Genomic DNA, 26026 nt, shown 5'->3' with positions numbered 1-26026 from the left:
CTGCCGGGCCTTCCACTCCCGGGCCATCCGCTGCCGGGCCACCCGCTGCTCGACCAGCTGGCCCGGGCCGCCCAACGCCTGCGCGGGCCCGCCGTCCGGCGCCCCTGGCTGCTGGACGCCGCCGTGGTCGCCCTCTCCTTCCTGGCGTTCTGCGTCCCCGACCTGGTGCACGACGGGGACGGCGACGGCCCGCGCGGGCACCGCGTCGCCTTCACCCACCTGCCGCTGCCCGCCGTGCTGGCCTTCCAGACCGCGCTGCTGCTGCCGCTGCTGTGGCGCCGCCGCCGGCCGGCCGCCGCGTTCGCCGCCGTGACGGCGGTGTTCCTGGTGCAGTGGTCGCTCGGCGCGGCGCTGCGGGCGGACGCGGCGCTGCTGCTGGCGCTGTACGCGCTGGCCCTGCACGGGCGGCTGCGCGACCTCGCCTGGGCCTGCGCGGCCAGTGCGCTCGGCACCGGGCTGGTCGCCGTCCGGCTGTCCTCGGCGGTGCCGGTGTGGGACGTGCTGTTCTTCCTGGTCGCCGCGGTGACGGCCGCCGTCGCCCTGGGCATCGCGGTACGGGTGCGCCGCGCCCAGCTGGCCGGGCTGCGCGAGCGGGCCGCCCGGCTGGAGGTGGAGCGCGACCAGCGCAGCCGGCTGGCCGCGGCGAGCGAACGCGCCCGGGTGGCCCGGGAGATGCACGACATCATCGGCCACAACCTGTCGGTGATCATCACCCTCGCGGACGGCGGCGCCTACGCGGCCCGCTCCACCCCCGAGCGCGGGCCGGAGGCGCTGACCCTGATCGGCGACGCGGGCCGGCAGGCGCTCGGCGAGCTGCGCCGGATGCTGGGCGTGCTGCGCGAGCACGGCGCCGGCCCCGAACTGGCCCCGCAACCGGGCATCGCCGACCTGGACGGACTGTGCGGCCGGATCCGGGCGGCGGGCCCCGAGGTGCTGCACCGCACCGAGGGCGCCCTCGAAACGCTGGACCGCGGCGTCCAGTTGACGGTCTACCGGATCGTCCAGGAGGCGCTCACCAACACCCTCAAGCACGCCGGCCCGCAGGCCCGCACCCGGGTCTCCGTCTCGCTCGCGGACACCCGGCTGCGGGTCCGGATCGACGACAGCGGCCCGCCCGGCGGCGCCCCCGCGCCGGACCGCACGCCCCCCGGCGAGGGCCAGGGCGTCACCGGCATGCGGGAGCGGGCCTCGCTGTACGGTGGCACCGTCACGGCGGGCCCGGCCCCGGGCGGGGGCTGGTCGGTGCTCGCCGACCTGGACGTCACCCCCGTCGCCCCGGCACCCGTGTTGGGCGCCCTGCCCGCCCTCGACCCGGCCGGAGGCCCGGTGTGACCACCGTCCTGATCGTGGACGACCAGCCCCTGCAGCGCTTCGGCTTCCGGATGCTGCTGGAGAGCCAGCCCGACACCTCGGTGGCCGGGGAGGCCGGGCACGGCGCCGAAGCGGTCCGGCTGGCCGCCGAACTGCGCCCCGACGTGGTCCTGATGGACATCCGGATGCCCGGCATGGACGGCATCGAGGCGACCCGGCTGATCGTCGCCGCCGGCGGCCGCTCCCGGGTCCTGGTGCTGACCACCTTCGACCTGGACGAGTACGCGCACGCCGCGCTGCGCGCCGGGGCCAGCGGCTTCCTGCTCAAGGACGCCCGCCCCGAGGAACTCCTGGCCGGCGTGCGCGCGGTGGCCGTCGGCGACGCCGTGGTGGCCCCCGCCGTCACCCGCCGCCTGCTCGACGCCTACGCCCACCACCTCCCGGCCCGGCCGGCCGGCCCGGCCGACGACGACCCCCGGCTGGCCGCGCTGACCGGCCGCGAACGCGAGATCCTGCTCGCCGTCGGCCGGGGCTGGACCAACGGCGAGATCGCCGAACGCCTCGTCCTCTCCGAGTCCACCGTCAAGACCCACGTCGGCCGGGTCCTCGCCAAGATCGGCGCCCGCGACCGGGTGCAGGCCGTCATCTTCACCTACGACCTGGGCCTGACCCGCCCCAACTCCCCCGCGTAGCACGCCGCCCGGCACTCCCCGCGCCCGCTACGCAGCAGGCCGGTCGGGGCCCTCCCCGGCGGCGGGCAGGGTGGTGCGGAAGGTGGTGCCCGGGCCGTCGGTGACGGTCAGGGTGCCGCCGTGCAGGGCGGCGATGTCGCGGGCGATCGGCAGGCCGAGGCCGGTGCCGCCGTCGTCGCGGCTGCGGGCGTCGTCGAGCCGGGTGAACCGTTCGAAGACCTTCTCCCGGTCGGCGGGGGCGATCGGCGGGCCGTCGTTGGTGACGTCCAGGACGACGGTGCCGGCGGCGGGGTCGGTGGTGACGAGGACGGTGACCCCGGTGCGGGCGTGCCGCTGGGCGTTGTCGAGCAGGTTGGTGAGCAGGCGGCCCAGCCACAGGCGGTTGCCGAGCACCCGGGCGCCGTCCTCGGTACGGACCTCGACCCGGGGGCGGCCGGCCGTCGCGGTGCGGGCGAGTTCGGCGAGGTCGAGCACCTCGCGGGGGCCGTCGTGCCCGGCGGCGTCGAGCCGGGCGAGCAGCAGCAGGTCGGCGGCGAGCGACTGGAGGCGGTCGCTGTCCTGGAGCGCCCCGGCGACCATCTCGGCGCGGACCGCCGGGTCGGGGTGGGTGTGGGCCACCTCCAACTGGGTGCGCAGCACGGCGAGCGGGCTGCGCAGTTCGTGCGAGGCGTCGGCGATGAAGCGGCGCTGGCGGACGCCGGCGGCCTCCAGCCGGTCCAGCATGGCGTTCATGGTGTGGGCGAGCCGGGCGATCTCGTCGTCGCTGCCCGGTTCGGGGACCCGCCGGTCCAGGTCGCGGTCGCCGATCCCGGCGACCTCGGAGCGGATCGCCTCGACCGGCCGCAGGGCGCGTCCGGTGGCCCGCCAGGTGACCGCGCCGACGGTGCCGACCAGGACGGCGCTGAGCGCGGCGAGTGCGGCGGTGGTCAGGTCCTCGGCGGTGTCGGCGGTGTGCAGCGAGGCGCCGACCCGGATGGTGACCGGCCCGCCGGGGGTGTCGGTGGTGACGGTGGTGACCCGCTGGTGGTGCTCGTCGCCGAGCGCCCCGAGGTCGAAGGTGGAGCGGCCCTCACTGGTGCCGGAGGGGGCCAGCGCGGGGTGGCCAGCCAGGTTCTGACTGGCCGCGACGACCTTGCCGTCGGCGTCGGTGACCTGGATGAAGTCGGTGCCGTGGTCGAGCGGCAGCTGCCCGGGCAGGTGCCCGTCGGCGGCCAGTCCGGCCACCGCGAGCGCCTGTTCGCGGGCCCCGGCCTCGACCGTGCGCACCAGGTTGACCCGCAGCAGCAGCACCACGGCGGCGGAGGCGATCAGCAGGACGGCGGCGACGCTGAGGCAGGCCGCGATGGTGGTGCGGGTGCGCACCGAGCGGGGCGCGAGGCGGCGGACGGCGGCGGCCGCGCGGGCCCGGAGGGCGTGCAGGTCGTGCAGGGCGCGGGGGGCCCGGGGCGCGCGGGGGGCGCGGGGGGTACGGGGCGCGCGGGGCCGTTCAGCCACCGTCCGGCTCCAGTCGGTAGCCCGCGCCGCGCACGGTCTGCAGGGCACTGCGCCCGAACGGGGTGTCGATCTTGCGGCGGAGCGCGCTGATGTGCACCTCGACGGTGTTGGGGTCGCTGTCGGCGGCGGCGTCCCAGACCTGTTCGAGGATCTCCCGCTTGGAGACGGCCTCCCCGGCCCGCCGGGCCAGGTGGTCGAGGACGGCGAACTCGCGCGGCGTCAGCGCGATCGGGGTGCCGCCCCGGGTGCAGGTGCGGGCGGCGGAGTCGACCACCAGGTCGCCGAGGACGGCCCGGCGCGGGGCCCGGGAGCCGATCCGGCGGGCCAGCGCCTTGAGCCGGGCGACCAGCACGACGAAGGAGAACGGCTTGGACAGGTAGTCGTCGGCGCCGGTGTCCAGGGCCTCGGCCTCGTCCCACTCGCCGTCCTTGGCGGTGAGCATCAGGATGCCCGCGTCGCTGCCCGCCGCCCGCAGCCGGGCGCAGACCCGGTAGCCGTTGAGACCGGGCAGCATGATGTCCAGGATGACCACGTCGTAGGAGTGGTCGGTGGCCCGGGCCAGGCCGGACAGCCCGTCGTGGACGATGTCGACGGTGAAGCCCTCCGCCTCCAACCCGTGCTTGATCGCCAGGGCCAGCCGCTGTTCGTCCTCCACCACCAGTACGCGCATGCCCCCAGGGTGGCAGGTCGGCGCGGCCGCGCACTGAAGGCGTCTTCAGGTCTTCAGCAACCCTTCAGCGCGCCCCCGCCATGCTGGGGCCCTCGCCCCGGCGCGGTGCCCGGGCACGGAGGGGAACCGGGGTCGGGAACCGTGGACGAGCAGCAGCGGTCGGGGGCGGGGCGCCCGGTATCGGCGGGCCCGCCGATACCGGCGGAACAGCCGGCGGCGGGACGCCCGCTGTCGGCGGGGCGGTCGGTGCCGGTACGGCTGCGCGGGCGGGCGGTGCGCTGGGGCGGCGGGGTCGCGGTCACGGCGCTGCTGCTCGGCGGGGCGGCGGCGGTCGCGGCCGCCGAGCACCACGAGCGCCACGAGCGCCACGCCGGGAAGAGCGCGGCCCGCGGCGAGGAGCACGGCCGGGGGCGGCACGGCGAACGGCACGACCGGGGCGGGCGCGACGGCCGTGACGGCCCTTCCGACGGTCGTTCCGCCGGCCGGCGGCCGGGCGGCCGCTCCGGCGACGGGTCGACCCGGCAGGACCGGCCGGGCCCCACCGGTCCCGACGCCCCCGGCTCCTCCGGCTCCTCCGGCTCCTCCGCCGCACCGGCGCCGCTGCCCGCGCTGGCCGCCGCCGACGCGGTGGCGAAGGCGACCGGCGCGGTACCGGACGGCCGGGCCGAGTCGCTGCGCCCGGTCCCCACCGCCGCCGGCGGCCGGGCCTGGCAGGTGGTGGTGCTCGGCCCGGACGGCGTGCGGCACCTGGTCACGGTGGACGGCACGACCGGCGCCCTGACCGGCAACACCGTCCCCAACGGCTGACCGCCCCTCCCGCCTCCCTTGCGTCCCCTCGCCTCCTCCCCTCCCCTCGCCTCCCCTCGCCTCCCTTGAGGAGCGCACCTGCGGTGAGCACAGCCGCCCGCCGTCGGGGCTGTGCTGACGGTGCTGCCCGCGGGCGCCGTGCCGCGGCTGGGCCGGGCGGGGCGCGGGGCCGCCTGACCTCGGGTCCCGCCGCCGCCTGAAGCCGTCTTCAGGTCTTCAGGAACCGTTCAGCACACCTGGGCCATGCTGGTGCTGAGGGTGCCGCCCGTCCTCAACGGATCTCCTCGACGTCCCTCCTCGGAAAGGCGCACCGCCGATGCTCTCCTCCTCGGCCCTGTTGGCCGTCAACCCGCTGGACGCGGGATCGCTGCTGGCCTCGTTCGGCGCGCTGGGCATCGCGGTGGTGATGTTCGCGGAGACCGGCCTGCTGGTCGGGTTCTTCCTGCCGGGCGACTCGCTGCTGTTCACCGCGGGCCTGCTGTGCACCACCGGTGCGCACAGCGGGCCGCACCTGAACCTGGGCCAGGTGCTGGCCGCCGCGGTGGTCGGTGCACTGGCCGGGGCGCAGGTCGGGTACCTGATCGGGAAGCGGGGCGGCCGGGCGCTGCTGGCCCGGTCCCGCAACAAGCACCTGCAGGCCGGGGCGGTGCGGGCCGAGGAGATCCTGACCCGCTACGGGCACGCCAAGGCGGTGGTGCTGGCCCGCTTCGTCCCGGTGGTGCGCACCGTGCTGAACCCGCTGGCGGGCGCCCTGGGCGTGGACGTCCGGACCTTCACGGTGTGGCAGGTCGCGGGCGGCCTGGTCTGGACGGTGGGGCTGGTGCTGGCCGGGTACGCGCTCGGTTCGTCGATCCCGAACGTCGACCACTACCTGCTGCCGATCGTGGCCCTGGTGGTGCTGGTCTCGCTGCTGCCGCTGGCCCTGGAACTGCTGCGCTCGCGCCGCCGGGCCGGGGCCGAGTGAGCGCCTCCTCCCCGCGTCGCCCCGTCCTGCCGGCTTCGGCCTGCGGCGGGGCGTTCGCGCTGCTCACGGTCGTGGTGCTGGCCCACGGCCGGGCCCCGTTCGGCTTCGAGACGGCGGCGGTGCACTGGGGCGTGACCCACCGCCCGGGCTGGGCCCGGACGGTGGCGATGGCGGTGACCGCGCTGGGCACCGACGTCTTCCCGTACCTGCTGGCCCTGGCGGCGGGCGCGGTCGCGGTCCGGTCCCGCCGCCCCTCCGGCGCCCGGCCGGCCCTTCTCCTCCTCCTCGCCCCGGTGGCCTGGCTGATCGCGGGCCAGCTGCTCCGACAGGGGCTGATGCGCGCCCTCGCCCGCCCCCGCCCCCCGGTCGCCGACTGGGCCTTCGACGCCTCCGGCCACGCCTTCCCCTCCGGCCACGCCTTCACCTCGGCCCTCTCCGCCGGCCTGCTCGCCGTCGCGGTGGCCCGCGCCCGCCCCCCGGCGGCCCGCCCCGCAGCGGCAGCGGCAGCGCTGTTCACCGCCGTGATCGGCTTCACCCGGGTCTACCTGGGCGTGCACTGGCCCCTGGACGTCCTGGGCGGCTGGCTGCTGGCAGCCGCCTGGCTGGCGCTCGGAGTGCGGCTGCTGCCACGGCTCCCGCACTGACGGACGCCCCCAATCGCCGACCCGCAGCGCACCGCCCACGCCCCGCCCCACTGCTTCCCCCGCCGGACGACCACGCCCCGGAGATCAGCGCGAGGGTCGGTGCTCGGCGGCCGGTCGGCCTGGCGGTGCTACCCGTGCAGGCGCAACCGGCAGATCACGGCCGTACTTGCAACGGGGCGGCTCACCCCGGTGACTGTGTGCCGGGACCACCACCGGTCCTATCTGCTGTTGGCCGGGAAGGTTCACCAACTCGCAAGCTGGTGGGGTGCGTTGGCTTGCTTCCGGTCCGGATGAACTCCCGGGGCCTTCCTCCGCTCCGGGTGGGTGCGCATGAGGGTGTGCACCTGGCGCCGCTCCGGTTCCTCCCCCGTTGTGACCGGGACGGTCCAGTTCCCGCGGTGGCGGGAGGCCCCCAATTGCGGCATATGAAGATTGAACTATCAGTCAAGGAGCGGACGTTGGAGAAACGCGGCTGCTGAAGTCGAAAGGGTGATGTCGGGATGCTGCGGATCAGCCGGCCGGTGTGAGCCCCGCCCCGCGGACCTGACTGAACAGGTCGTCGGAGAAGCTGGCGGCCTCCAGTAGGGCGTCCTCGGTCATCCACAGCGACACGGTGTCGATCGCGAGCCCCCTGTCGATGAAGCAGTCGCCCGGGATCTCCAGCAGGTCGTCGAAGCGGACCCTGTGTCGAGTCCGCTGCTGGCTTCGCGGGCCTCGCGTCACGGTCTGGAAGAACGCGTCATCGGTATGGATGACGGCCCAGCCCGTTGGACCGATGGCGATGCTGAGCGAGTTCTCGGGCAGGTCGGCTCCCCGCCACAGGGAGATGCCGGGCAGACGATCAGCCTCCTCGGCTGTGTATGCCTGCGCGGCCTGGTCAGCGTGCGCGACAACTTCGGCGACGCCGGCCACCTGGCAGCCGACCTCCACCCCGTTGGTCGGCTGCCAGTAACGGAGGAAGAAGGCTCTTGAAGTCCCTCGCCCGGTCATGTCACCTCGGTTCAGCGTTGGGCCTTTCCCAGCAGCGGGCAGCTCCGGGCGTGGGCTGCTATTGGAGCACGGGTCTGCGGAGGCGGGACTGCGAGCTCAGGTATCAGGGGAGAGCCCGGTGCCGGCAGGCCATCCGTCGATCACGTCCGGACGGTACTGGAGCCTCTTGAGCCGGCGCTTCACCGCACGCGTGACATCCGCGAGACTCGCGGCGGCGAGGTTGCCGATGTCCCGCTCGACCAGGGACCGGACTCCTTCGGTCGGGTTGAGGTCGGCGCGCAGGTGGGAAGTCGGAAGACGGTGAGCCGCTCGGCGTTCGCGTCGATGAACTCGCGCAACGGCTTCGTCAGGTGCAGGCGGACGTTGTCCCACACCACGACGATCGGGCCGCCGAGCTGGATGCGGGCGCGGACGAGCAGGCCACGGAAGTCGCGCCGGCCGAAGCCCTTCGACTGGTCCTTGCGCCCGGTGTACTCCCGGACCGCGTGGAACAGCCGCCCGATCAGGGTCTTCACCCGGGCCGGCGTCCACCGTTGATCCGCCCAGCCGTGCGCCAACGGCCCCCGTTCCCACTCACGCTCCAAGCGCGCCAGTTGAACCTCGGACAACCGTGGCCGCCCTGGCGAGCCCTTCGACCCGCCGTGCCGGCGTCGGCCAGCCCGCCGCCCTGCGCGTCCCTCACGCCCCAGGGCTACCGGACCAGCCCAGCCCCGCGCAGGCAGACGACCCCGACATCACTCGATCAAGTTCAGTACCCGCGGGTGCTGGTGGGCGGGCCGGGCCGGGAACTGCGTGCGACCGCGGCACCCGGCAGCACCCGGAAGGCCGCGCTCGGCGGGGTGTCGGCCGGTCGGCCGTCCGGCAACGGCACGCCCTGAACCCCGACCCGGGCGCGCCGGGTTCATCCCCGGCCCACCGCGGGCACCCGGCCCCTGCGGAGGACGAGAGCGACGCCGACGGCACCGGCGATCAGGATCACGACGGCCGCCAGCAGCTGCGTGCTGACGTCGATGCCGAACCGGTCGCTCGCCCGGCCGGCGGCCAGGGTGAAGGCGGCGGCGGGAAGGTAGACGCTCATGCTCAGGCACGAGTTCGCGGCGGCGAGACGGTCGCGCGGCACCGAGGAGTTGAGCAGGGTGAAGGCGGAGAGCTGTCCCGCACCCTGTCCCGCGCCGACGAGGACGGCGGCGGCGTGGAGCGCGACCACCTGGTGCGCGGCGGCGGCCACGAGCAGGCAGGCCATGCCGGCGGACGTGGCGCCGGCGCCGGCGGGCAGCGCGACCCGCACCGGCAGGCCGCGGGCCGCGAACTGGACACCAGTGGCCGCGGCGAAGGCGAGGAAGACCAGCGCCCCGGTGGCCAGGGCCCCGGCGTGCGGCCGCACGCTGTGCAGCAGGGAGGGGCCCAGCGCCAGGAAGAAGGACCCGCCGACCAGCCCGGGGGCGTAGACGGCGGCCCCCAGGGCCAGGTGCGCCAGCTGCGGCCGCGGCACCGAGGGCATCCGGACCAGGCGCCCCCCGCGGCGGGGGTGGACGGGCAGCGGCATCCTGGCGGCGACCAGCAGCGACGCGGCCAGCAGGACGAGGACGAGCAGGAAGACGGGGAGGACCGGCTCGGCGGAGGCGTCGATGACGGCCCCCGCCAGCAGGGGGCCCAGCCCGGAACCCAGCACGATGGCGCTGGAGGCGAGCAGGGCGGCCCGGGCGCTCCGGCCTCCGGAGAGGTCGACCACGGCGGCGATGCCGCAGGAGACGACGGCGCCGACGCTGAGACCGGTCAGCAGCCGGGCGGCGAGAAGCGCGGCGACGCTGTCGGCCGTCATGAACAGCAGGCAGCTGACGAGGGACAGCGCGAGGGCGGGCAGCAGCACGGGTTTGCGCCCCACCCGGTCGGAGGCGGGCCCGCTGACGAGCAGTGAGGTGAGCAGCCCCGCGATGTAGACCGCGAAGATCCAGGTGAGGGTGGTGTCGGAGAAGCCGATGCGCCGTTGCCAGACCGTGTACAGCGGGGTGGCGGCGTTGGAGAGGACGAACAGCGACAGGATCGGCAGGATCGCCAGCCACATCCAGCGGGGCGCGACGGCGGACGGGGCCGCGCAGGCATCGGCGGGGGCCTGCCGGTCGGCCCGGTCGCGGGTGGTGGGAAGCACGTGGGTCTCCATGGGTCCGGTGGGACGTGGGTGAGGGGGTTCTCCGGACGGGTCCGCGACCGCCCGAGGCGGGGGGAGGCGGCGGCCGCGCGCCGCCTCCCCCCGCCGGCGGCGATCACGCCCGCTCGGCCAGCCGCCTGTTGACGGCGTCGGCGAGGGGGCCGCTGGAGGCCGGGTTCTGGCCGGTGACGAGGTTGCCGTCCTGGACGACGAAGGGCTGGTACGCCGCTCCCTGCTCGTGGCGGGCACCCGCCCGCACGAGGCGGTCGACCTGGAGCCAGGGCGCGTGCTCGGCGGTGCCGAACAGCTCCTCCTCCTCGGTGGTGAAGGCGGCGACGCGGCGTCCCGCGAAGATCCACCGTCCGTCGGGGCCGACCGCGCTGAGCAGGGCGGCGGGGCCGTGGCAGACCGCCGCGATGACCTTGTCCCGGGCGTCGGCGGCGACCAGGACGCGCCCCAGGTCGGCGTCCTCGTGGAGGTCCACCACCGGGCCGTGGCCGCCGGGGAGGACGATCGCGTCGTACGCCGCGGCGTCGACGTCCGCCAGCTTCAGCAGCGGGCCGAAATCGTCGAGCGCCCGCCGGGCGTGCGCCACGTAGTGGGCGCAGTCCTCCCCGGCGATGGCGGGGTCCGCGCTGTGCCGGTCCAGCGGCTGGAGGACCCCGCCCGGGGAGGCGAAGTCCACGGTGTGTCCGGCCCGCACGAACTTCTCGTGCGGAGCGGCGAGTTCCTCGGCCCAGTAGCCCGTGGGGTACAGCGAGCCGTCAGTCCGCTGCCAGACATCGGCGGCGGACATGACGATCAGGATGCGGCTCATGACGGGGTTGCTCCCTCTGTACTGTTCTTCGGGTTTCGAATCTTCGGATGCGGCATCGGCACCGGGCCGGGCTCGGCCCGGCCCGGCGGCGAGGCGGCTCAGCTCCGCGGGAAGTCGGTGGCGCGGGCGGACACCGCGTTGGCGTCGAGCTCGGCGCGCAGGGCGTCGACCTTCGCGGTGGCGTAGGCGTGGGCGTCGGAGCCCAGCAGCTGGCGCAGCGGGCCGTCCTCGCGGCCGGCCCGCTCGATGATGGCGGCGGCCCCCTTGACCGGGTCCCCGAGCTGGTGGCCCTGGAGCTTGACGTGGTCCTCGACCATGGCCCGCACCGCCGGGTAGTGCTCGGAGGTCTCGGCGGGCAGGGCGAGGGAGTCCGGGGTGAGGAAGGAGGTGCGGAAGTAGCCGGGCTCCACGACGGTGACCTTGATGCCGAAGTCCGCGACCTCGGCGGCGAGCGCCTCGCTCAACCCCTCCAGCGCGAACTTGCCCGCGCAGTACAGGGCCCAGCCGGGCACCGCGGTCAGACCCAGCACCGAGGAGACGTTGATGACGCGGCCCGCGCGCTGCTCGCGCATCACCGGCAGCGCCGCGCGCAGCACGTGCCACACCCCGGCGACCTGGACGTCGAGCATGTCCCGCACGTCCTCGGCGCTGGTCTCCTCGACCGCCGCGAGGTAGCCGTACCCCGCGTTGTTGACGACGACGTCCAGGCGGCCGAAGCGCTCGGCGGCCTGCCGCACGGCGCCCTCGACCTGCGTCTGGTCCGTCAGGTCCACGGTCAGCGCAAGGAGCCGGCCGGTGTCGGCCGTCGCGCCGAGCGCCGCCGTCAGGCGCTCGGTGGAACGGGTGGTGGCGGCCACGTTGTGGCCCTGGGCGAGCAGTTGCCGCACCAGCTCCAGCCCGATGCCGCGGGAGGCGCCGGTGACGAGCCAGGTGGCGGGAGTGGTGGTGTCGGACATGGTGATCCTCTTTCCTGAGTGCCGCGAAGGGGAGCCGGACCGTTCTGCCGTTCCGGCGCTGACTCCATCCTTGGCCGCCGCAGCGCGGTCCCCCGGGCCACAACGGGCCCCGCACGTCCTGGGCCGCGGCTGACTAGGACCGACAGACCCTCCCTGGCAGGGCCACGCCCGCCGCCCGTGGCGCAGACTGTTCCCATGGCCGCTGTCAACCGCGAACTCGCGGACTTCCTCAAGCGCTCCCGCGCCCAGTGCGACCCCGAGCGGGCGGGACTGCCACCGGACGGGCGGGTGCGGCGGGTGCCCGGACTGCGGCGCGAGGAGGTCGCCCGCCTCGCGGGCGTCTCCGCCGACTACTACGCCCGGCTCGAACAGGGCCGCCCCATCAGCCCGTCCCCGGCCGTGGTGGAGGCCGTCGGGCACGCCCTGGGACTCGACGGGGCGGGCCTCGCCCACCTCAAGGACCTCATCGGCAGCACCATCGCCCGTTCGGCACCCCGCTCACCCGGCGTCCAGCGCCTGCGCCCCGGACTCCACCAGCTGCTGGACTCCTTGGACCCCGCCGCCCCCGCCCTGGTCCTCGGCCGCCGCTCCGCCGTCCTGGGGGCGAACCGCATGGCCAGGGCACTGTTCGCGGACTTCGAGGCGATGCCCGCCACGGAGCGCAACTACACCCGCTGGCTCTTCCTCGACCAGGACGCGCGCGCCCTGTTCGTCGACTGGGAGGTGCAGGCGCGCGCCGCGGTGGAGAACCTGCGGCTCGACGCCGTACGCGAAGCGGACCGGCGGCTCACCGAAGCGCTCGTCACCGAACTGAGGGAACGCAGCGAGGAGTTCGACCGCTGGTGGCAGCAGCACCGCGTCCACCAGCGCACGCACGGCTCCAAACGGCTGCGGCACCCCCTGGTCGGCGAACTCACCGTGGAGTACGAGACGCTGTCGTTCCCCGGGGACAGCGACATCGCGCTGTTCCTCTACACCGCCGCGCCCCGGTCGGCGTCCGCCCAGGCGCTGGGCATCCTGGCCTCGTGGACCCTGGCCGGGGCCGCCACCGGCCCGGAGCCCACGCGCGACGCGTGACCGCGGTCAGCACGGCGGCCCGGCGGGCACGGCGCAGCAGGAGTGGGTCCAGGTCGAGTTGCACGGTGGTGCGATGGACGGCGAGCGCGCCTACGTCCTGGCCGGTGACCTCGGCCCGGGCACCGCGCTGGTCTCCCCGCACTGCGCCTGCCCGGGGGTCAGGATCCGTGCCAGGGGTGGCAGCGGGCTGCGTTCGGCGATCTCGACATCGACGCCCGGGAGAGCGCCGTGCTCGGTGACCTGCTTCTTGAGGCCCTGGTCGACCAGGGCCTTTGGGACACTTCCGCCGGCGCGCTGGGCGACCCGGTCCAGCAGGGCGATGCCCGCAGCGTTGTCGTGCGCGTTCGCGGCCCGGACGATGACGGCGATGCCAGGCCCAGCACGTCGACGGCCAGGGCGCGCTTCCGAACTTGATCGGGTGATGTCGGAGTTGTTCGCCTGACGGGGCTCCGTCGTTGCGGCCGGGGCCGCCGGGCCGGGCTCAGTGGACGCAGAACTCGTTCCCGACCGGGTCCCGCAGCACCGTCCAGGTCAGGCCGGGGACGCTGTGCTCCCCGACGACGCTCGCCCCCAGGGCGACCAGGCGCGCCACCTCCTGCGCCATGCCGGCGCCGGCCGCGACGGCGAAGTCGACGTGCACCCGGTTCTTCCCCTGCCGCTCCTCGGCCACCCGCTGGAAGCCCATCGCAACGGTCTCCGCGCCGACGATGACGAAGTCGCCGTGGTCCTCGGCGATCTCGCCGCCCAGCGCCTCGGCCCACCAGCGGGCCAGTTCCCGCGGTTCCGCACAGTCCACCGTGATCATCACTGCTGCCAGGGTCATGGCCGCCACTCTAGCCACGACCGCCGACACCCCCGGTCCGGCGGCGGGGCGGCCGGTCAGGACGGTGGTCCGCGCCGGACGGAGACGTGCTTCGCGGAGTCCCGGGTGAACGGTCTCCCGGTCCCACAGTTCGCTGCCCGTCGCGGACGTCCGCTCTGCCGGGCTCCGGTGGCGCTGTCGACTCATTTACCACCCGCCGCCCGCCGCCCCGGTGCTACGGTTCGCCCACCCTGGATCCGCCTCGCGGAGGAAGCGGAGGCCCCGCGTGCCCGTCGAGTTGCACCGCTGCACCGTCCTCACCCCGCAGGTCCGGCAGGAGTTGCTGGCGGCGTACGCGGACGTCCGGGCGCCGTTGCTGCACGAGCCGAACTACCGGGTCGGGGCGTTCGCCGGGCGGCTCGACCTGCACGCGGCGGGGGCGGGCTTCGCGCTGGTCCTCGGCCGGGACGGCGACACGCCGGTCGGGTACGCCTACGGGAACACGGTGGGTCCCGATGACGGGTACTGGGGGCGGTTGGCGGGGCCGCTGCCGGCGGGGTTCGCCGCCGAGCCGGTGCTCGCGCTGCGGGAGATCGGCGTCCGGGGTCCGTGGCGGGGCACGGGGGCGGCGCGGCGGATCCACGACGCGCTGCTGGCCGGGCGGGCGGAGCGGCGGGTCTGCCTGATGGTGAACCCGCTGGCGGGGGCGGGCCGGGTGCTGCGGCTGTACGAGGACTGGGGCTACCGGGCGTTCGGCACGCAGCCCGCCACGGCGGTGTCGCCGGAGCTGGTGGCGATGGTCCGCCCGGTCCGTCCGGACAGCGGGGGGCGGGACCGCCGTGCGGCGCTCCGGCCGGTCAGGACTTCACCACCCGGAGGACCTTCCCGCTGGCGCCCGCGGTGAGGTAGCCGCCGCTGTTGTAGTCGTCGGAGACGTAGTAGCGCAGGGTGATCTCGTCGGCGAACCAGCCGTAGTCGACGTGCAGGTAGCTGGACTTGGGGTGCGGCACGCCGAGCTGGGCCCTGGCGGTGGCCATCACGGTCGGGATCCGGCTCCAGTCGATCTTCGCCAGGTCGGCGGGGTCCTGCCCCTCGATGACGATGCCGCCGGGCCGGCTGGTGAGCTTGCCGTCGCGGTAGCTGACCTCGTCGTAGCGGGTGGGGTCGTCCTTCTTCAGCACCTTGCCGTTGGCGTGGTCCGGATAGATCGACATGTCGATGACGGTGGTGCTGCCGGTGGCCGCGCGGATCTTCTCCACCAGGCCGCGGGCGCCGTCCGCGGTGAGCAGGCCCGTGCCCGGATCGACGGGCGCACCGGGGGTGATGGGGTCGACGGACGCCCCGGGGTCGGCACCGGCGGACGAGGCGGGGGCCGCCGGACTGCTCGGCGGGGCGGCCGGGGTGCTCGCGGGCGCCGAGACCTTCGCGGCCGAACGCCCGCCGCCCTCGGCCTCCTTCCGGTCGAACAGGCCCGGCCCGAGCGTCCACCCCAGCACCCCGAGCGCCGCGACCCCGGCCAGCACGGCCAGTCGCGCCCCGGGCCGCCGCGACCGCTCCGGGCCGACCGTCCCGGTCGGGGCGTGCGGGGTGTCCGGGGTGTGCGGGGTGCCCGTGGTAACCGGGGTGTGCGGGAGGGTGCCGTCGGTCTCCGTCCGGGCGTACGGGGGCGGGGAGTTGGTCTCGGTCGGCGAGAAGGCCGGGCTGCCGCCGAGGGTGCCGTCGAAGCCCTGCTCGGCGGCCGCGAACAGCCGGTCCAGGCGGGCGGCGTCGGGCCGCTCGGCCGGGTCGCGGGCCAGCAGCGCGGTCAGCGTCGGCCCGAGCGGGCCGGAGCGGACCGGCGGCGGCAGCGGCTGGTCCAGGACGGCGGCCAGGGTGGCGATGCTGTTGGCCCGGCGCAGCGGGTGGTGGCCCTCGACGGCGACGTAGAGCGTCATGCCGAGCGACCACAGGTCGGAGGCCGGGTCGCCCTCGTGGCCGCGGATCCGCTCGGGGGCGATGTACTCGGGGGAGCCGATCAGCGCGCCGGTGGCGGTCAGGCTGGTGGACTCGCTGAGCGCGGCGATCCCGAAGTCGGTGAGCACGGGCGTGCCGTCGGCGCGCAGCAGCACGTTGCCCGGTTTGACGTCCCGGTGCTGGATCCCGGCGGCGTGCGCGGCGCCGAGCGCGGCCAGCAGGCCGCGGCCGAGCCGGGCCGCCTCCTGCGGCGCGAGCGGGCCGCGGCCGAGCCGGTCGGCCAGCGAGCCGCCGGGGACCAGCTCCATCACCAGCCAGGGGTGGGCGAGTTCGGCGTTGTCCACGATGTGGTGGATGGTCACCACGTTGGGGTGCTGCAGCCGGGCCAGCGCCCGCGCCTCCCGCAGGACCCGCTCGCGCAGCTCGTACGCGGCCGCCGGATCCGCGTCCAGCATCGCCGGGTCCGGCGGCCGGACCTCCTTCAGCGCCACCTCGCGCTCCAGCAGGGTGTCCCTGGCCCGCCAGACCAGCCCCATCCCGCCGCCCCCGAGCCGCGCCAGCAACTCGAAGCGGCCGTCGATCAGTTGGCCCCCGGGCCCGGCTGTCGTCATGCCGCCCATCGTAGGGGCGGCGACCGACGCCCTTCGAGCGCCGCGGCGCCCGTCCCCGCACTTCACGGCGGTGGTGGACGAACGGCCCGGACGGCCGGAGGGGCCAGGGGGGCCGGACGGCCAGGACGGTCAGCAGGCCAGGGGCGGGCGGAGGTACGGCGTGGTCGTGGTGAGGGTCGTGAAGCCGAGCCGGTCCAGGATCGGACGGCTGTCGTTGGTGGCGTCGACCTGGAGGTAGCGGTAGCCGAGCTCGGCGGCGAGGCGGGCCCGGTGGGCGACCAGCGCCCGGTAGATGCCCCGGCCGCGCCAGGCCGGGTGGGTGCCGCCGCCCCAGAGGCCGGCGAACCCGGTGCCGGGGAGGAGTTCCATCCGGGCGGAGCAGACGGGCGTTCCGTCGACCGTGGCGACCACCAGGCGGAGGGTGTCGGGGTCGTGGGCGAGGCGGTCGAGCAGCCGCTGCCGCAGCCGGGCGGCGTCGGTGCCGAACGCCTGCTCGTGGACGGCCGCCACCAGGTCGACCCCGGCGGCGTCGGTGACCGGGCGGAGCCGGACGCCCGCGGGCAGGACCGCGTCGGTCCCCCGCTCCCGGACGTCGGCGACCATCACCGCCTCGGCCGGCCCGGCGGTGAACCCGGCCGCGCACAGCCGCCGCCCGAGGTCGGCGGGCCGGTCGTGGGCGTACGCCTTCCACTCGCACTCCAGGCCGCGCGCGGCGAAGTGCCGGGCCTGGGCGGCGATCGCCGCGTCCGCGCCCGCCGCGTCGAGGTCCGACCAGAGGACGCCGTTCCAGTCGTGCTCCGCCCCGGTCTGCCGCACCACGGCGCCGTCCCGCTCGACCCGGGCGGTGGGGCTGTCCGGCCGCGCGTCGCGCCGCAACCGCCGGTCGAACAGGGCGAGTACCTCGTGCTGGTCCATCCGCCCACCCCAGCACCCGCCGGGGCCGCCGCGCAAACGGATTTCCGCTGGTCAGGGTGGTGGCCGTGCGACCGGGGGGCGGGGCGAGGGCGGCTGCGGGCGGCCGCGGCGGCGTACCTGCGGAGCCGGTGACGCGGCGCACCTCGCCGATCTGCGATCGTTGCAGGTGAAGGCGCGCGAGCGCGCGCGAACCACCGTCGAGGAGCAGCAGTCGTGATCTTCATCGCCGTCAAGTTCACTGTCCGGCCCGAGTACAGCGCCGGCTGGATCGAGCGGGTCGAGGAGTTCACCTCCTCGACCCGCGCCGAGGAGGGCAACGTCTTCTTCGAGTGGTCCCGCAGCGTCGACGACCCGCACCAGTACGTGCTGCTGGAGGCGTTCCGGGACGGCGAGGCGGGCGCCCGGCACGTCGAGTCGGAGCACTTCAAGACCGCGATGGCCTGGATGCCGGACTTCATCTCCCGGACCCCGGAGATCGTCAACGTCGAGGTCCCCGGCACCGGTTGGAGCGCGATGGCCGAGCTCAGCCCGCGCGGCTGAACCGCCGGGCCGGTGCCTGACCGCGGGTCAGGCACCGGCCGCCCGGTCCTGCTTCCGGTCCTGCTTCCGGGAGGCCAGCAGGCTGGCGACGGTGGTGACCGCCAGCACCACCACGATGAAGGCCAGCGAGAAGGCGATGCTGATCTCCGGCACGTGCACGCCGCTCTCGTGCAGGGCGTGCAGGATCAGCTTGACGCCGATGAAGCCGAGGATCACCGACAGGCCGTAGGAGAGGTAGACCAGCCTGGTCAGCAGGCCGCCGATCAGGAAGTAGAGCTGGCGCAGGCCCATCAGCGCGAAGGCGTTGGCGGTGAAGACGATGTACGCGTCCTGGGTCAGGCCGAAGATCGCCGGGATCGAGTCGAGGGCGAACAGCATGTCGGTGGTGCCGATGGCCAGCATCACGGTCATCATCGGCGTCATCAGCCGCCTGCCGTCGATCCGGACGAACAGCTTGGTGCCGTGGTACTCGTCGGTGGACGGGACGCGCTTCTTGATCAGCCGTAGCAGCCGCCCCTCCTCGAACTCCTCCTCGGTCTTGTCCTGCCCGGCCTCCTTGACCAGCTTGACGGCCGTCCAGACCAGGAACGCGCCGAAGATGTAGAACACCCAGGAGAACTTGGCGACCAGCGCGGCGCCGCCCGCGATGAAGACGCCGCGCAGCACCAGGGCGATGATCACCCCGAACATCAGCACCCACTGCTGGTAGATCTTCGGCACCGCGAACTTGCCCATGATCAGGATGAACACGAACAGGTTGTCCACGCTGAGCGACTTCTCCGTGACGTACCCGGCGAAGAACTCGACCGCGGGCTTCGAGCCGCCGTACCACCAGACGAAGCCGCCGAACAGGCCGGCCAGCACCACCCACACGGTGGTCCAGATCCCGGCCTCCTTGATCGAGACCTCGTGCGGTTTGCGGCCGCCGATGAAGAAGTCGGCCACGATCAGCGCGACCAGCACCGCGATGGTGCCTGCCCACAGCCCTGCGGACACGTCCATGACTGCTCCTCGTCGGCCCCGGGGAGGGGCGTTTCGGCGCGGGAAGCACCATCCTGACCGCCGAAGATCGATCCGCCCGCGCGACACACCCGCAGGGCCCGCCCGCCCCGCCGCCGCGCTCGCCCCCTTCCGGCGAGCCGCGAATTGCGGACGGGAAGTGACCGCTGTGGCCCGTAGCGTGGCGGGCAGGCCCCACGATCCGACGGGAGAACCCGCGCCGCATGAACGACGTACTGTCCGTCCGCACCCTGAACCGGACGCTACTCGAACGGCAGTTCCTCACCGAACGGACCGGGCTCGCCGCGGCGGAGGTGGTGGACCGGCTGGTCGCGCTCCAGGCGCAGGAGCCGAACTGGCCCTACCTCGGGCTGTGGGCGCGGATCGAGGACTTCCGGCGCGAGGAGCTGGCGGCGCTGCTCGCCGACGGGCGGGTGGTGCGCTCGGCCTCGCTGCGCAGCACCCAGCACCTGTCCAGCGGCGCGGACTTCGGGCAGTGGCGGCCGCTGCTCCAGCCGGTGCTGGACCGGACCTCGCGGTCCCGGTACTTCGCCCCCGCCACCGACGGCCTCGACCTGGACGAACTCGCCGATGCCGGACGGGAGTTGCTGGCCGGCCGGACGCTGTCCCGACAGACCCTCGCCACCGGGCTGGCCGCCCGCTACCCGGGCCGGGACGGCAGACTGCTGGCGGGCGCGGTGCAACTGCGGGTGCCGGTGCTGCACGGACCTGACAGCGCCGCCTGGGGCGGCTGGGGCACCCGGGCGAACACCTCGCTGGCGCTCGCCGAACTGCGGCCCGGCGAGCTGTCGGCGGGCACGGCGGTGCTGCGCTACCTGGCGGCGTTCGGCCCCGCCGGGGTGAAGGACTTCCAGAGCTGGTCCGGGCTGACCCGGATGCGGGCGGTGTTCGAGGAGCTGCGCCCCCGGCTGCGGGTGCACCGCGACGAGCGCGGCACCGAGCTGTTCGACCTGCCGGACGCGGTGCTCGCCGACCCGGCCCGCCCCGTCCCGGTGCGGTTCCTGCCCGCGTACGACAACCTGCTGCTCGGGCACGCCGACCGCACCCGGGTGCTCGCCGACGCGGACCGGCCACGGGTGCTACCGGGCGCGGCCCGGGTCCTCCCGACCTTCCTGCTGGACGGTTTCGTCGCGGGCACCTGGACGGTCAGCGGCCCGGAGCTGCTGGTCCGCCCGTTCCGCCCGCTGCCGGGTCCGGCCGCCGGGGAGGTGACGGCGGAGGCCGAACGACTGGCGGCGTTCCTCGGACCGGACCGGCGGGTGGTGCTCGAACCCGGAACCTGACCTGACGTCGATCCGGCCCCGCCGCGAGGAGAGTGGCGCCCCCACCGGCGCGCGGACGGCCGGCGCTCCGAAGCTTCCGGTCCGCCCGCTGCCGAGCCCGGCCGCCGGACAGCCTGCGGCGCCCCGCGAGCCCGGGCAGCGCTCGAACCCGTCCCCTGACGCTCCGTCAATCCAGTGCCGCAGCCAGGACGGTGACGTCGTCCCGGCGCCAGTCCAGGCCGAAGCGCTCGGCCCCGGCGTGCAGGGCGCGGACCGCCTCGGCGGGGGTGGTGCCGGCGGGCAGCGCGGCCAGCAGCTCGGCGATCCGCCGTTCGCCGAACTCGCCGCCGGGGCCGCGTCCTTCGGTCAGGCCGTCGGTGCACAGCACCAGCAGGTCGTCCGGGTGGAAGGGGGTGCTGCGCTCGGTCCAGGTGTCGGCGTCGGGCTCGATCAGCGGGTGCAGCAGCGGGCCGGTGGGGGCGAGCCGTTCGACGGTGCCGTCGGCGCGGCGCAGGAAGGGCCGTTCGTGTCCGGCGTTCAGCCAGCCGAGACGGCCGGTGCGCGGGTCGAGGCGGGCCAGCACCAGGGTGCTGAAGTGCTCGTCGTCCGGGTCGAGGGTGTGCCAGGCGGCGCGGACGGCGGCGGCCGGGTCGGCGGCGGTGCGCAGGGCGCCGCGCAGCGCGCACTTGAGCTGGACGGCGAGCAGCGCGGCCTCGACGCCGTGTCCGGAGACGTCGCCGAGCAGCAGCGCGGTGGAGCCGTCGGGCAGCGCGAGCACGCCGAGGTAGTCGCCGGCCAGCAGCCCCTCGGCGGCGACCAGTTCGCCGTGCGCGGTGACGCCGGGGCCGGAGCGGTGCCGGGAGGCGAGGATCGCACCGAGGCCCTGGACGCAGGGCCCGTTCTGGACCAGCGCCTGGTGGTCGCGGTGGGCCTGCCGCTGGGCGGTGCGCAGCCGTCCGCGCAGGGTGTCGGCGGCGTGGGCGAGCCGGCTGAGCGCGGCGGGGGCGGGGCCGTCGGCGGCCGGGGTTCCGGCAGCCGGGGCGTCCTGGCGCAGCCGCTGTTCGATCCCGGCCAGCGGGGTGAGCAGGCGGCGGGTGATCTGGCGGGCGGTCAGTCCGGCCAGTACGACCAGGCCGCCGCACAGCAGGAGCAGGTAGAGCAGCACGGCCCGGCCTTCCCGGGTGGCGTCGGCGGTGGCGTGGTGGGCCTCGGCGGCGAGCTGGCCGCCGAGCCGGTCGGCGTGCCGGTGGACGGCCGGGTAGCCGTCCCCGTCGGTGTCGGCCGCGTCGGTGCCGTCGGCGTCGGTGCCGGCCGCGCCGCAGGCGGCGAGCGCGGCGGCCCGGTCCTCGGCGGGCAGGCCGTCCAGCCAGCCGGTGGTGGCGCGGTCGAAGTCCGCGGTGCTGGCGGCGAGTTGCGGGTGGTACGCGGTGAGGGTGCGCAGTTCCGGGAGCCGCTGGGCGAGGCGGCCGCGGGCGTCGGTGCGCAGCGTGTCGGCCTGGGCGCCGTCCTCGGCCAGGCAGGCGCTGCGGGCGTCGCCGACCGCGGTCCGGGCCTGGGCGAGGGCGCTCTGGGCGGGACGGATCCGCTGCTCCAACTGCCGGACGGTGCTCTCGTGGCGCTCGTTGACCAGGTAGCCGCCGACCGCGGAGGCCCCGGCGACCAGCGCGGACAGCGACAGGACGAGGGCGGGCAGCGACGGGGGCCCGACGGTGCGCAGCGGCATGGCGGTTCTGCTTCCTCCCCCCGCGGACTCCCCACGGGCTTCCCCTGAACTTCTCCGGACTTCTCCGGCCTCGGACTCACCCGGGCTCGGACTCACCCGGGCTCGGGCTCTCCCCGGTCCTGGGCTCTCCCCGGGCTCGGGCCCGCCCCGGAACGGCGGCGCCCGGCGGGGCCGCTCCCCCTTCCAGCCTGCCCGCCCCCGCGCCCCCGGTCACCGGGGCTTTCGTCCCTGGCGGCCGGGGGCGGAGGTCAGCGCGGAGCGGTCACTGCGCGTTCAGCGAGGTGTTGTTCCACCAGCCCTGGCGGCCGACGGTGAACGAGACGGCGCGGTCGCCGATCCCCGCCTCGTAGCGGGCGCCGGGGGTCAGCGGGCTCTTCGGGGCGGCGCCGTGCGGGTCCTTGACCGAGGGCACGGTGAGCGTCGCGGCGGGGGCCAGGTCGGCGGGCCGGAAGCCCTGCGGGTCGACGGTGGTGATCACCTCGTCCCAGTTGGGGGCGCCGGCCAGGGTGTGGGTAAGGTGGATCTCGTCGCCCCGGCCGAAGACCAGTTCGGTCAGGAAGTCGGGGTAGCCGGCGTCGGCCACCAGCGGCCGGTAGTGGACCACGTCCTCCTTGCGGCTGCTGACGTCGACGGCCGGGAGCAGCGGGGTGAAGGTGCGCCGGCCCTCGGCGTCGACGGTGACCCGCTCCAGCTCGACGGGGAGCGAGGTGCGGGTGCCGTCGACGAGTTCCTGGAGCGGCCAGTGGCCCTCGGTGAACAGCGAGTAGTAGACCTGCTGGTCCTCGTGGGCGGCGAGGTCGTCGAGGTAGGTGGTGCGCAGCCGGTCGTCCAGGCCGAAGGCGGTGATCAGCTGGAAGGCGTGGATCGGGACGTGGTAGAGGCCCAGGTGGTAGCTGAAGACCGTCTTCTTGCCGATCAGCAGGAAGCGGTGGCCGTGCCGGTCGCCGGTGGCGCTGAGGGTGTCGGGCAGGGGTCCGGTGCTCATGCGGGTGTCTCCTCGGGTGTCGTGGTGCGGTGTCTGCGCTGCCAGAACGGCCGGTCGGACCAGCGCCGTTCGGCGGCGTAGTGTGCGCGGTGGTTGCGCAGGTGTGCCTCCCGGACGGCGGCCACCGTCCGGGCGTACTCCCCCGGTGCCCCCCGGTCTCCGCCCAGCCGGGCGTGCACGGCCTGCCCGGCCCGCAGGCCGGTGAACAGGGCGGTCAGGATGCCCTGCGAGGACAGCGGGTCGAACGCGACGGCCGCGTCCCCGGCCGCGACCCAGCCCTCCCCGTGCACGGCGTCCAGCTCCGCACCGTGTGCGGGCGCCCGCCTCGGCACCCCGCCGGCGGGCCACGGGTGCGCGGCGGCCAGCGGGCCGACGTACCGGGTGGCGGCGAGGGCCCGCCGGAAGGCCTCCGGGCCGGCCGACCGGGAGCCGCCCCCGGCGGGACGCCCCGCGGGCCCCGGCAGCCCGAAGCCGGCCTCCCCACTCCCCCCGGTCTGCCCGGTATGCCCGTTCTGCCCGGCGAGGGTGTCGGCGTCGGTGTACCAGGCGAGCAGGCGCCGCCCGGCGGGCAGCGGTGCGGTGTACCACCAGCCGTCGGGGGCGGACTCGACGGTGGTCGTGGTGTCGGCGCCCGGCGGGTCGGCGGGGCCGAGGGTGAGGTGGACGGCGACCAGCCGGTCCCGGGTCAGGATCCGGGCCCCGCAGGACCGGGCGAGGGCCGCCCGGCGGCCGGTCGCGTCGACCAGCCAGCGGCAGTGCACCGTCCGCCGTCCGCTCCCGCGCAGTTCGACCGTCCAGCCTCCGTCCGGGGTCCGGGCCAGCGGGCGCACGGTGGTGCGGTCGGCGAACCGGACGCCCTGGGCGAGGGCGCACTCGCGCAACCGGCGGTCGAAGCGCGGACGGTCGAGGTGCCAGCCGTGGCCGTGCGGATCGAGGATGCTGTCCGCCGAGCCCAGCAGCGCGCTGCCCCAGGCCGAGCGGTTGGCCAGGCACGGCAGGTGACCGTCCGCCAGCACCCGCTCCGCGCCCAGGTCCCGCAGCAGCACCCGGGCCGCGGCGGGCAGCGCCTCCCCCACCGACCCCGGCCCGCGTCCGGCCTCCACCAGCAGCACCGCCCGCCCGGCCCGCGCCAGCACCGAAGCCGCCGCCACCCCGGCCGGCCCGCTCCCGGCCACCACCACCTCGTACCGCCCGCTCACCGTCCCCCCGCCCCGCCCGCCACCAGGGCCTCCCCCACCGACCCCGTCGCGCCCGCTCCGTCCCGTCCACGGGCTTCGCGCCACCGCCGTTCGCGGACTCCTCGCCCCTCCCCGATCCCCCGACCCCGGCCCTCCACCAGGAGCTCCCCCACCGACACCACCGACCCCGCCGCGCTCACTCCGTCCCGTCCACGGGCTTCGCGCCACCGCCGTTCGCGGACTCCTCGCCGAACGGGTCCAGCTTGTCGATGTAGCCGACGGTGATCTCCTCCGTGGAGTAGCCGGTGTGGGTGGCCGCGGCGGCGAGGAGGCCGGGGTGGGGGGCGGTGTCGAGGGTGGTCTCGGGGACGTGCAGGGTGACGCGGTTGCGGTCGGGGGAGACGCCTTCGAGCGGGAAGCCGGGGGTGGACTCGACCTGGAGGACCTCGGGGAAGCGGCCGTCGCCGACGGTGTACCGCCGGGTCTCGACGATGCCGAAGTCGTGCCACTCCTTCACCGCCTGGGCGAGCTGCTCCTTGTACTCACCGCGCAGCCCGCGCAGCCAGGAGGCCCGGCGGGCGAAGGCGTCCTCGCGCTCCTCCTCGGTGGGGGTGCCGCCGTCCTCCTTGTTGACGATCCGGAAGTCCTCCTCGGTGAGCACGTGGTTGGGCACCCGGGCGGGCCAGAAGGTGGGGACGTGCGGGTCGTAGCGGACGCTGGGCAGGGCGATCGACTCGTAGCCGGAGCGGCAGCTGGCGGTGTCGGTCTGCCAGGGGATGGCCATCCAGCGGGTGAGGTCGCCGGGGCCCTGGGCGTGCAGCGGGCCGTCGGCGGCGAGGGCCTGGCGGTCGGTGAGTTCGGGGCCGTAGTCGGGTTCGTCCTGGCCGTCGGGGCGGTGCAGGATGCGGTAGGGCTCCTGGTACATGGTGGTGTGGCGGATCGGCCAGGTGACTTCGCAGCCGGGGTGGAAGGCGTCGGCGAGGCAGAAGTCGAGGGCGGCGCGGTCGAGCAGGCCGGGCTGGTCGGCGACGGGGGCGTCCTCCAGGCGGTGCGGGAAGCCGGGCCAGGGGGTGGTGTCGAACTCGCCCTTGGCCCAGGCGGCGAGGTGGGCGATCTGGGTGTCGGAGAGGGTCATGTACTGGAGGGCGGACTTGGGCCTGCTGGCCATCGCGTCGCCGTAGAACCAGGGCCAGGGCTGCGGGGAGAGGCCGTCGCGGGCGTGGTCGCGGATCGCGATCCAGACCTGGCGGCGCAGTTCGCGGTTGCGGTCGGCGGTGCTGCCGAGGCGGGCGAGCATCGCGGGGGCGAGGAAGTCCTGGGGGCCGCCGAAGCCGTAGTGGGCGGCGAAGCCGTTGTTGACCCACTGGAGTTCGTGGAAGCGCCGGAGGATCGGCAGGACGTCGCGCTCGAAGTTGACCGCGGGGTCGGGCGGGACGGTGCCCTGCTGGAGGAAGAGGTCGTGCAGCAGGTCCCACAGGGTGCGCAGGGTCTTGACGTCGGGGGCGTAGTTGGGCGGGGCGACGGCGACCCAGGCGCCCTCGACCGGGACGTTCCGGCCGCCGAGGGTGAGGGTGGCGGTGACCGGGCCGTCCGACGTGTCGTCGTACCAGCCGTCGTTGTTGCCGAAGGAGTGCAGTTCCTCACCGTTCGGGGCGCCGGAGGTGCCGGTGCCGCCGAGGACGACGAGCCGGCCGTGGTCGTCGGTGTGCATCCGGCCGAGCGGGACGTCGACGCCGAGGAAGGTGCCGCCGGTGAACTCGACCTGGCCGCCGGTGCCGGCCCGCAGGGTCTTGCGGCCGGGGTCGATGACGAGCCGGGCGCGGTCGGTCTGCTTGGGGTTGCGGCGGGCGGACTTCATGCCCTGCATGTCGGGGATGTCGAAGGCCAGGTCGAAGTTGTACCAGGCAGACTTCCGGTTGGCGACGTGCACGGCCCACTCGATCTCCACCCCGGCCTCGGCGGTGGTGAGTTCGCGCACCACCCGGCCCCGGGCGTCGTAGCCGTAGATCCGGAACCGGGCGGCCTGGCGCTTGATCGCGCCGGTGTCGTCCTTGTGGGCGCCGGGGGTGACGGGTTCGGGGGCGGGGGTCTCGGGCCCGTAGAACCAGCCGTCGGGGTGGGCGCTGTTGCCCAGCCGGGCCAGCCCGATGGCGGGGTGGATCTTCGCGTGGGAGATGTCGTCGGTCATCGTGCTCGACGTCCTTTCCGCCGCACCGGGCGGGCGCGGGGCCGGACTGCGGCGGCCCGCGCACCAGGGGCCCCCGGTACGGGAGTTGGCGGGTGAGAGGGCGTCTGACGCCCCGTCGCCCACCATGGCAGATCGAGTACGACCGATCCGGCCGGGAGCCTCCACCGCGCCGCACCGTCAGCCGAACGAGTGACGCTCCGCGACGGGACCGCGACGCGCCGCGGCGCCCCTGATCGCCCGGGTCCGCCGGACGCGCCGCAGCGCCCCGTCCGCCGACG

General features: G+C 75.4%; 24 protein-coding genes and 1 pseudogene. 10 read left to right on the top strand and 15 right to left on the bottom strand.

Going from position 1 to position 26026, the window contains the following annotated elements; translation table 11 throughout:
• Together ACWEO5_RS15740 and ACWEO5_RS15735 are read left to right on the top strand one after the other, a co-directional pair.
• Complete coding sequence (locus ACWEO5_RS15740) at positions 1-1332, top strand: sensor histidine kinase (RefSeq protein ID WP_452162945.1); 1332 nt, start codon at positions 1-3, stop codon at positions 1330-1332.
• Complete coding sequence (locus tag ACWEO5_RS15735) at positions 1329-2003, top strand: response regulator (protein WP_452162918.1); 675 nt, start codon at positions 1329-1331, stop codon at positions 2001-2003. The genes ACWEO5_RS15740 and ACWEO5_RS15735 overlap by 4 nt, the downstream gene beginning before the upstream one ends.
• A 27-nt stretch (positions 2004-2030) precedes the next feature.
• On the opposite strand, the gene ACWEO5_RS15730 is transcribed toward ACWEO5_RS15735, so the two are convergent.
• Both ACWEO5_RS15730 and ACWEO5_RS15725 read right to left on the bottom strand, forming a co-directional pair.
• A complete protein-coding gene (locus tag ACWEO5_RS15730; protein ID WP_452162917.1) occupies positions 2031-3497 on the bottom strand; it encodes a sensor histidine kinase in 1467 nt (488 codons plus the stop codon).
• On the bottom strand, positions 3490-4167 hold the full coding sequence (locus ACWEO5_RS15725) for a response regulator transcription factor (RefSeq protein ID WP_344550426.1): 678 nt from the start codon (positions 4165-4167) through the stop codon (positions 3490-3492). The genes ACWEO5_RS15730 and ACWEO5_RS15725 overlap by 8 nt, the downstream gene beginning before the upstream one ends.
• A gap of 246 nt (positions 4168-4413) precedes the next feature.
• On the opposite strand from ACWEO5_RS15725, the gene ACWEO5_RS15720 reads away from it, so the two are divergent.
• The 3 genes from ACWEO5_RS15720 (at position 4414) to ACWEO5_RS15710 (ending at position 6582) form a co-directional block, all read left to right on the top strand.
• On the top strand, positions 4414-4974 hold the full coding sequence (locus ACWEO5_RS15720) for a hypothetical protein (protein WP_452162916.1): 561 nt from the start codon (positions 4414-4416) through the stop codon (positions 4972-4974).
• Between the two features lie 316 nt (positions 4975-5290).
• Complete coding sequence (locus ACWEO5_RS15715; RefSeq protein ID WP_452162915.1) at positions 5291-5938, top strand: DedA family protein; 648 nt, start codon at positions 5291-5293, stop codon at positions 5936-5938.
• Positions 5935-6582, top strand: a complete 648-nt coding sequence (locus ACWEO5_RS15710; RefSeq protein WP_452162914.1) for a phosphatase PAP2 family protein — start codon at positions 5935-5937, stop codon at positions 6580-6582. The genes ACWEO5_RS15715 and ACWEO5_RS15710 overlap by 4 nt, the downstream gene beginning before the upstream one ends.
• Positions 6583-7092: 510 nt before the next feature.
• Here the strand turns inward: ACWEO5_RS15710 and ACWEO5_RS15705 are convergent.
• From ACWEO5_RS15705 to ACWEO5_RS15685, 5 genes and pseudogenes are all read right to left on the bottom strand, one after another.
• On the bottom strand, positions 7093-7572 hold the full coding sequence (locus ACWEO5_RS15705) for a hypothetical protein (RefSeq protein WP_452162913.1): 480 nt from the start codon (positions 7570-7572) through the stop codon (positions 7093-7095).
• A 96-nt stretch (positions 7573-7668) separates the two neighbouring features.
• A pseudogene (locus ACWEO5_RS15700) lies at positions 7669-8237 on the bottom strand (transposase); the annotation flags it as partial.
• 236 nt (positions 8238-8473) lie between these two features.
• Entirely contained in the window at positions 8474-9721 is a 1248-nt protein-coding gene (locus tag ACWEO5_RS15695; RefSeq protein ID WP_452162912.1) for an MFS transporter, read from the bottom strand.
• Positions 9722-9836: 115 nt separating this feature from the next.
• Positions 9837-10538, bottom strand: a complete 702-nt coding sequence (locus tag ACWEO5_RS15690) for a type 1 glutamine amidotransferase domain-containing protein (RefSeq protein WP_452162911.1) — start codon at positions 10536-10538, stop codon at positions 9837-9839.
• 98 nt (positions 10539-10636) lie between these two features.
• Positions 10637-11494, bottom strand: coding sequence for an SDR family NAD(P)-dependent oxidoreductase (locus ACWEO5_RS15685; RefSeq protein WP_452162910.1), 858 nt, complete (start codon positions 11492-11494; stop codon positions 10637-10639).
• A gap of 195 nt (positions 11495-11689) precedes the next feature.
• On the opposite strand from ACWEO5_RS15685, the gene ACWEO5_RS15680 reads away from it, so the two are divergent.
• Together ACWEO5_RS15680 and ACWEO5_RS15675 are read left to right on the top strand one after the other, a co-directional pair.
• A complete protein-coding gene (locus tag ACWEO5_RS15680) occupies positions 11690-12571 on the top strand; it encodes a helix-turn-helix transcriptional regulator (RefSeq protein WP_452162909.1) in 882 nt (293 codons plus the stop codon).
• 228 nt (positions 12572-12799) lie between these two features.
• Complete coding sequence (locus ACWEO5_RS15675; protein WP_452162908.1) at positions 12800-12985, top strand: hypothetical protein; 186 nt, start codon at positions 12800-12802, stop codon at positions 12983-12985.
• 67 nt (positions 12986-13052) lie between these two features.
• On the opposite strand, the gene ACWEO5_RS15670 is transcribed toward ACWEO5_RS15675, so the two are convergent.
• Positions 13053-13394, bottom strand: coding sequence for a VOC family protein (locus tag ACWEO5_RS15670; RefSeq protein ID WP_452162907.1), 342 nt, complete (start codon positions 13392-13394; stop codon positions 13053-13055).
• A gap of 265 nt (positions 13395-13659) precedes the next feature.
• Between ACWEO5_RS15670 and ACWEO5_RS15665 the strand changes: the two genes are divergently transcribed.
• The gene (locus ACWEO5_RS15665) at positions 13660-14277 is read left to right on the top strand and encodes a GNAT family N-acetyltransferase (RefSeq protein WP_452162906.1); all 618 of its coding nucleotides are present in this window, start codon (positions 13660-13662) and stop codon (positions 14275-14277) included.
• On the opposite strand, the gene ACWEO5_RS15660 is transcribed toward ACWEO5_RS15665, so the two are convergent.
• Entirely contained in the window at positions 14231-15937 is a 1707-nt protein-coding gene (locus ACWEO5_RS15660) for a serine/threonine-protein kinase (protein ID WP_452162905.1), read from the bottom strand. The genes ACWEO5_RS15665 and ACWEO5_RS15660 overlap by 47 nt on opposite strands.
• Positions 15938-16066: 129 nt before the next feature.
• Positions 16067-16852, bottom strand: coding sequence for a GNAT family N-acetyltransferase (locus ACWEO5_RS15655; RefSeq protein WP_452162904.1), 786 nt, complete (start codon positions 16850-16852; stop codon positions 16067-16069).
• A gap of 213 nt (positions 16853-17065) precedes the next feature.
• On the opposite strand from ACWEO5_RS15655, the gene ACWEO5_RS15650 reads away from it, so the two are divergent.
• Positions 17066-17392 (top strand): putative quinol monooxygenase, encoded by a 327-nt coding sequence (locus ACWEO5_RS15650; RefSeq protein WP_344550411.1) that lies wholly within the window; start codon positions 17066-17068, stop codon positions 17390-17392.
• A 27-nt stretch (positions 17393-17419) separates the two neighbouring features.
• Here the strand turns inward: ACWEO5_RS15650 and ACWEO5_RS15645 are convergent, their stop codons facing one another.
• The gene (locus ACWEO5_RS15645) at positions 17420-18394 is read right to left on the bottom strand and encodes a TerC family protein (protein WP_452162903.1); all 975 of its coding nucleotides are present in this window, start codon (positions 18392-18394) and stop codon (positions 17420-17422) included.
• Between the two features lie 221 nt (positions 18395-18615).
• Here ACWEO5_RS15645 and ACWEO5_RS15640 point away from each other — a divergent pair, with 221 nt between their 5' ends.
• Positions 18616-19695 carry a winged helix DNA-binding domain-containing protein gene (locus tag ACWEO5_RS15640; protein WP_452162902.1) on the top strand — a complete coding sequence of 360 codons (1080 nt, stop codon included), beginning with the start codon at positions 18616-18618 and terminating at the stop codon, positions 19693-19695.
• Positions 19696-19861: 166 nt separating this feature from the next.
• Here ACWEO5_RS15640 and ACWEO5_RS15635 read toward each other — a convergent pair whose 3' ends face one another.
• The 4 genes from ACWEO5_RS15635 to ACWEO5_RS15620 form a co-directional block, all read right to left on the bottom strand.
• Positions 19862-21397: a PP2C family protein-serine/threonine phosphatase gene (locus tag ACWEO5_RS15635; RefSeq protein WP_452162901.1), complete on the bottom strand. Its 1536-nt coding sequence runs from the start codon at positions 21395-21397 to the stop codon at positions 19862-19864.
• A 262-nt stretch (positions 21398-21659) separates the two neighbouring features.
• Positions 21660-22382, bottom strand: coding sequence for a hypothetical protein (locus ACWEO5_RS15630; protein WP_452162900.1), 723 nt, complete (start codon positions 22380-22382; stop codon positions 21660-21662).
• Complete coding sequence (locus tag ACWEO5_RS15625; protein ID WP_452162899.1) at positions 22379-23581, bottom strand: NAD(P)/FAD-dependent oxidoreductase; 1203 nt, start codon at positions 23579-23581, stop codon at positions 22379-22381. Before ACWEO5_RS15625 ends, ACWEO5_RS15630 begins: the two co-directional genes overlap by 4 nt.
• A 175-nt stretch (positions 23582-23756) precedes the next feature.
• A complete protein-coding gene (locus tag ACWEO5_RS15620; protein ID WP_452162898.1) occupies positions 23757-25748 on the bottom strand; it encodes a LodA/GoxA family CTQ-dependent oxidase in 1992 nt (663 codons plus the stop codon).
• Positions 25749-26026: the final 278 nt, after the last annotated feature.

Source organism: Kitasatospora sp. NPDC004272 (assembly GCF_053603035.1).
The sequence above is the reverse complement of the archived record's forward strand: the minus strand, read 5'-3'. Positions and strand labels throughout refer to the sequence as shown.

Excerpts from the sequence above, each read along its gene's own strand:
- ACWEO5_RS15725 (WP_344550426.1), bottom strand. The coding sequence starts at position 4,167 with ATGCGCGTACTGGTGGTGGAGGACGAACAGCGGCTGGCCCTGGCGATC.
- ACWEO5_RS15715 (WP_452162915.1), top strand. The coding sequence starts at position 5,291 with ATGCTCTCCTCCTCGGCCCTGTTGGCCGTCAACCCGCTGGACGCGGGA.
- ACWEO5_RS15705 (WP_452162913.1), bottom strand. The coding sequence starts at position 7,572 with ATGACCGGGCGAGGGACTTCAAGAGCCTTCTTCCTCCGTTACTGGCAG.
- ACWEO5_RS15690 (WP_452162911.1), bottom strand. The coding sequence starts at position 10,538 with ATGAGCCGCATCCTGATCGTCATGTCCGCCGCCGATGTCTGGCAGCGG.
- ACWEO5_RS15685 (WP_452162910.1), bottom strand. The coding sequence starts at position 11,494 with ATGTCCGACACCACCACTCCCGCCACCTGGCTCGTCACCGGCGCCTCC.
- ACWEO5_RS15680 (WP_452162909.1), top strand. The coding sequence starts at position 11,690 with ATGGCCGCTGTCAACCGCGAACTCGCGGACTTCCTCAAGCGCTCCCGC.
- ACWEO5_RS15670 (WP_452162907.1), bottom strand. The coding sequence starts at position 13,394 with ATGACCCTGGCAGCAGTGATGATCACGGTGGACTGTGCGGAACCGCGG.
- ACWEO5_RS15660 (WP_452162905.1), bottom strand. The coding sequence starts at position 15,937 with ATGACGACAGCCGGGCCCGGGGGCCAACTGATCGACGGCCGCTTCGAG.
- ACWEO5_RS15655 (WP_452162904.1), bottom strand. The coding sequence starts at position 16,852 with ATGGACCAGCACGAGGTACTCGCCCTGTTCGACCGGCGGTTGCGGCGC.
- ACWEO5_RS15645 (WP_452162903.1), bottom strand. The coding sequence starts at position 18,394 with ATGGACGTGTCCGCAGGGCTGTGGGCAGGCACCATCGCGGTGCTGGTC.
- ACWEO5_RS15640 (WP_452162902.1), top strand. The coding sequence starts at position 18,616 with ATGAACGACGTACTGTCCGTCCGCACCCTGAACCGGACGCTACTCGAA.
- ACWEO5_RS15635 (WP_452162901.1), bottom strand. The coding sequence starts at position 21,397 with ATGCCGCTGCGCACCGTCGGGCCCCCGTCGCTGCCCGCCCTCGTCCTG.
- ACWEO5_RS15630 (WP_452162900.1), bottom strand. The coding sequence starts at position 22,382 with ATGAGCACCGGACCCCTGCCCGACACCCTCAGCGCCACCGGCGACCGG.
- ACWEO5_RS15620 (WP_452162898.1), bottom strand. The coding sequence starts at position 25,748 with ATGACCGACGACATCTCCCACGCGAAGATCCACCCCGCCATCGGGCTG.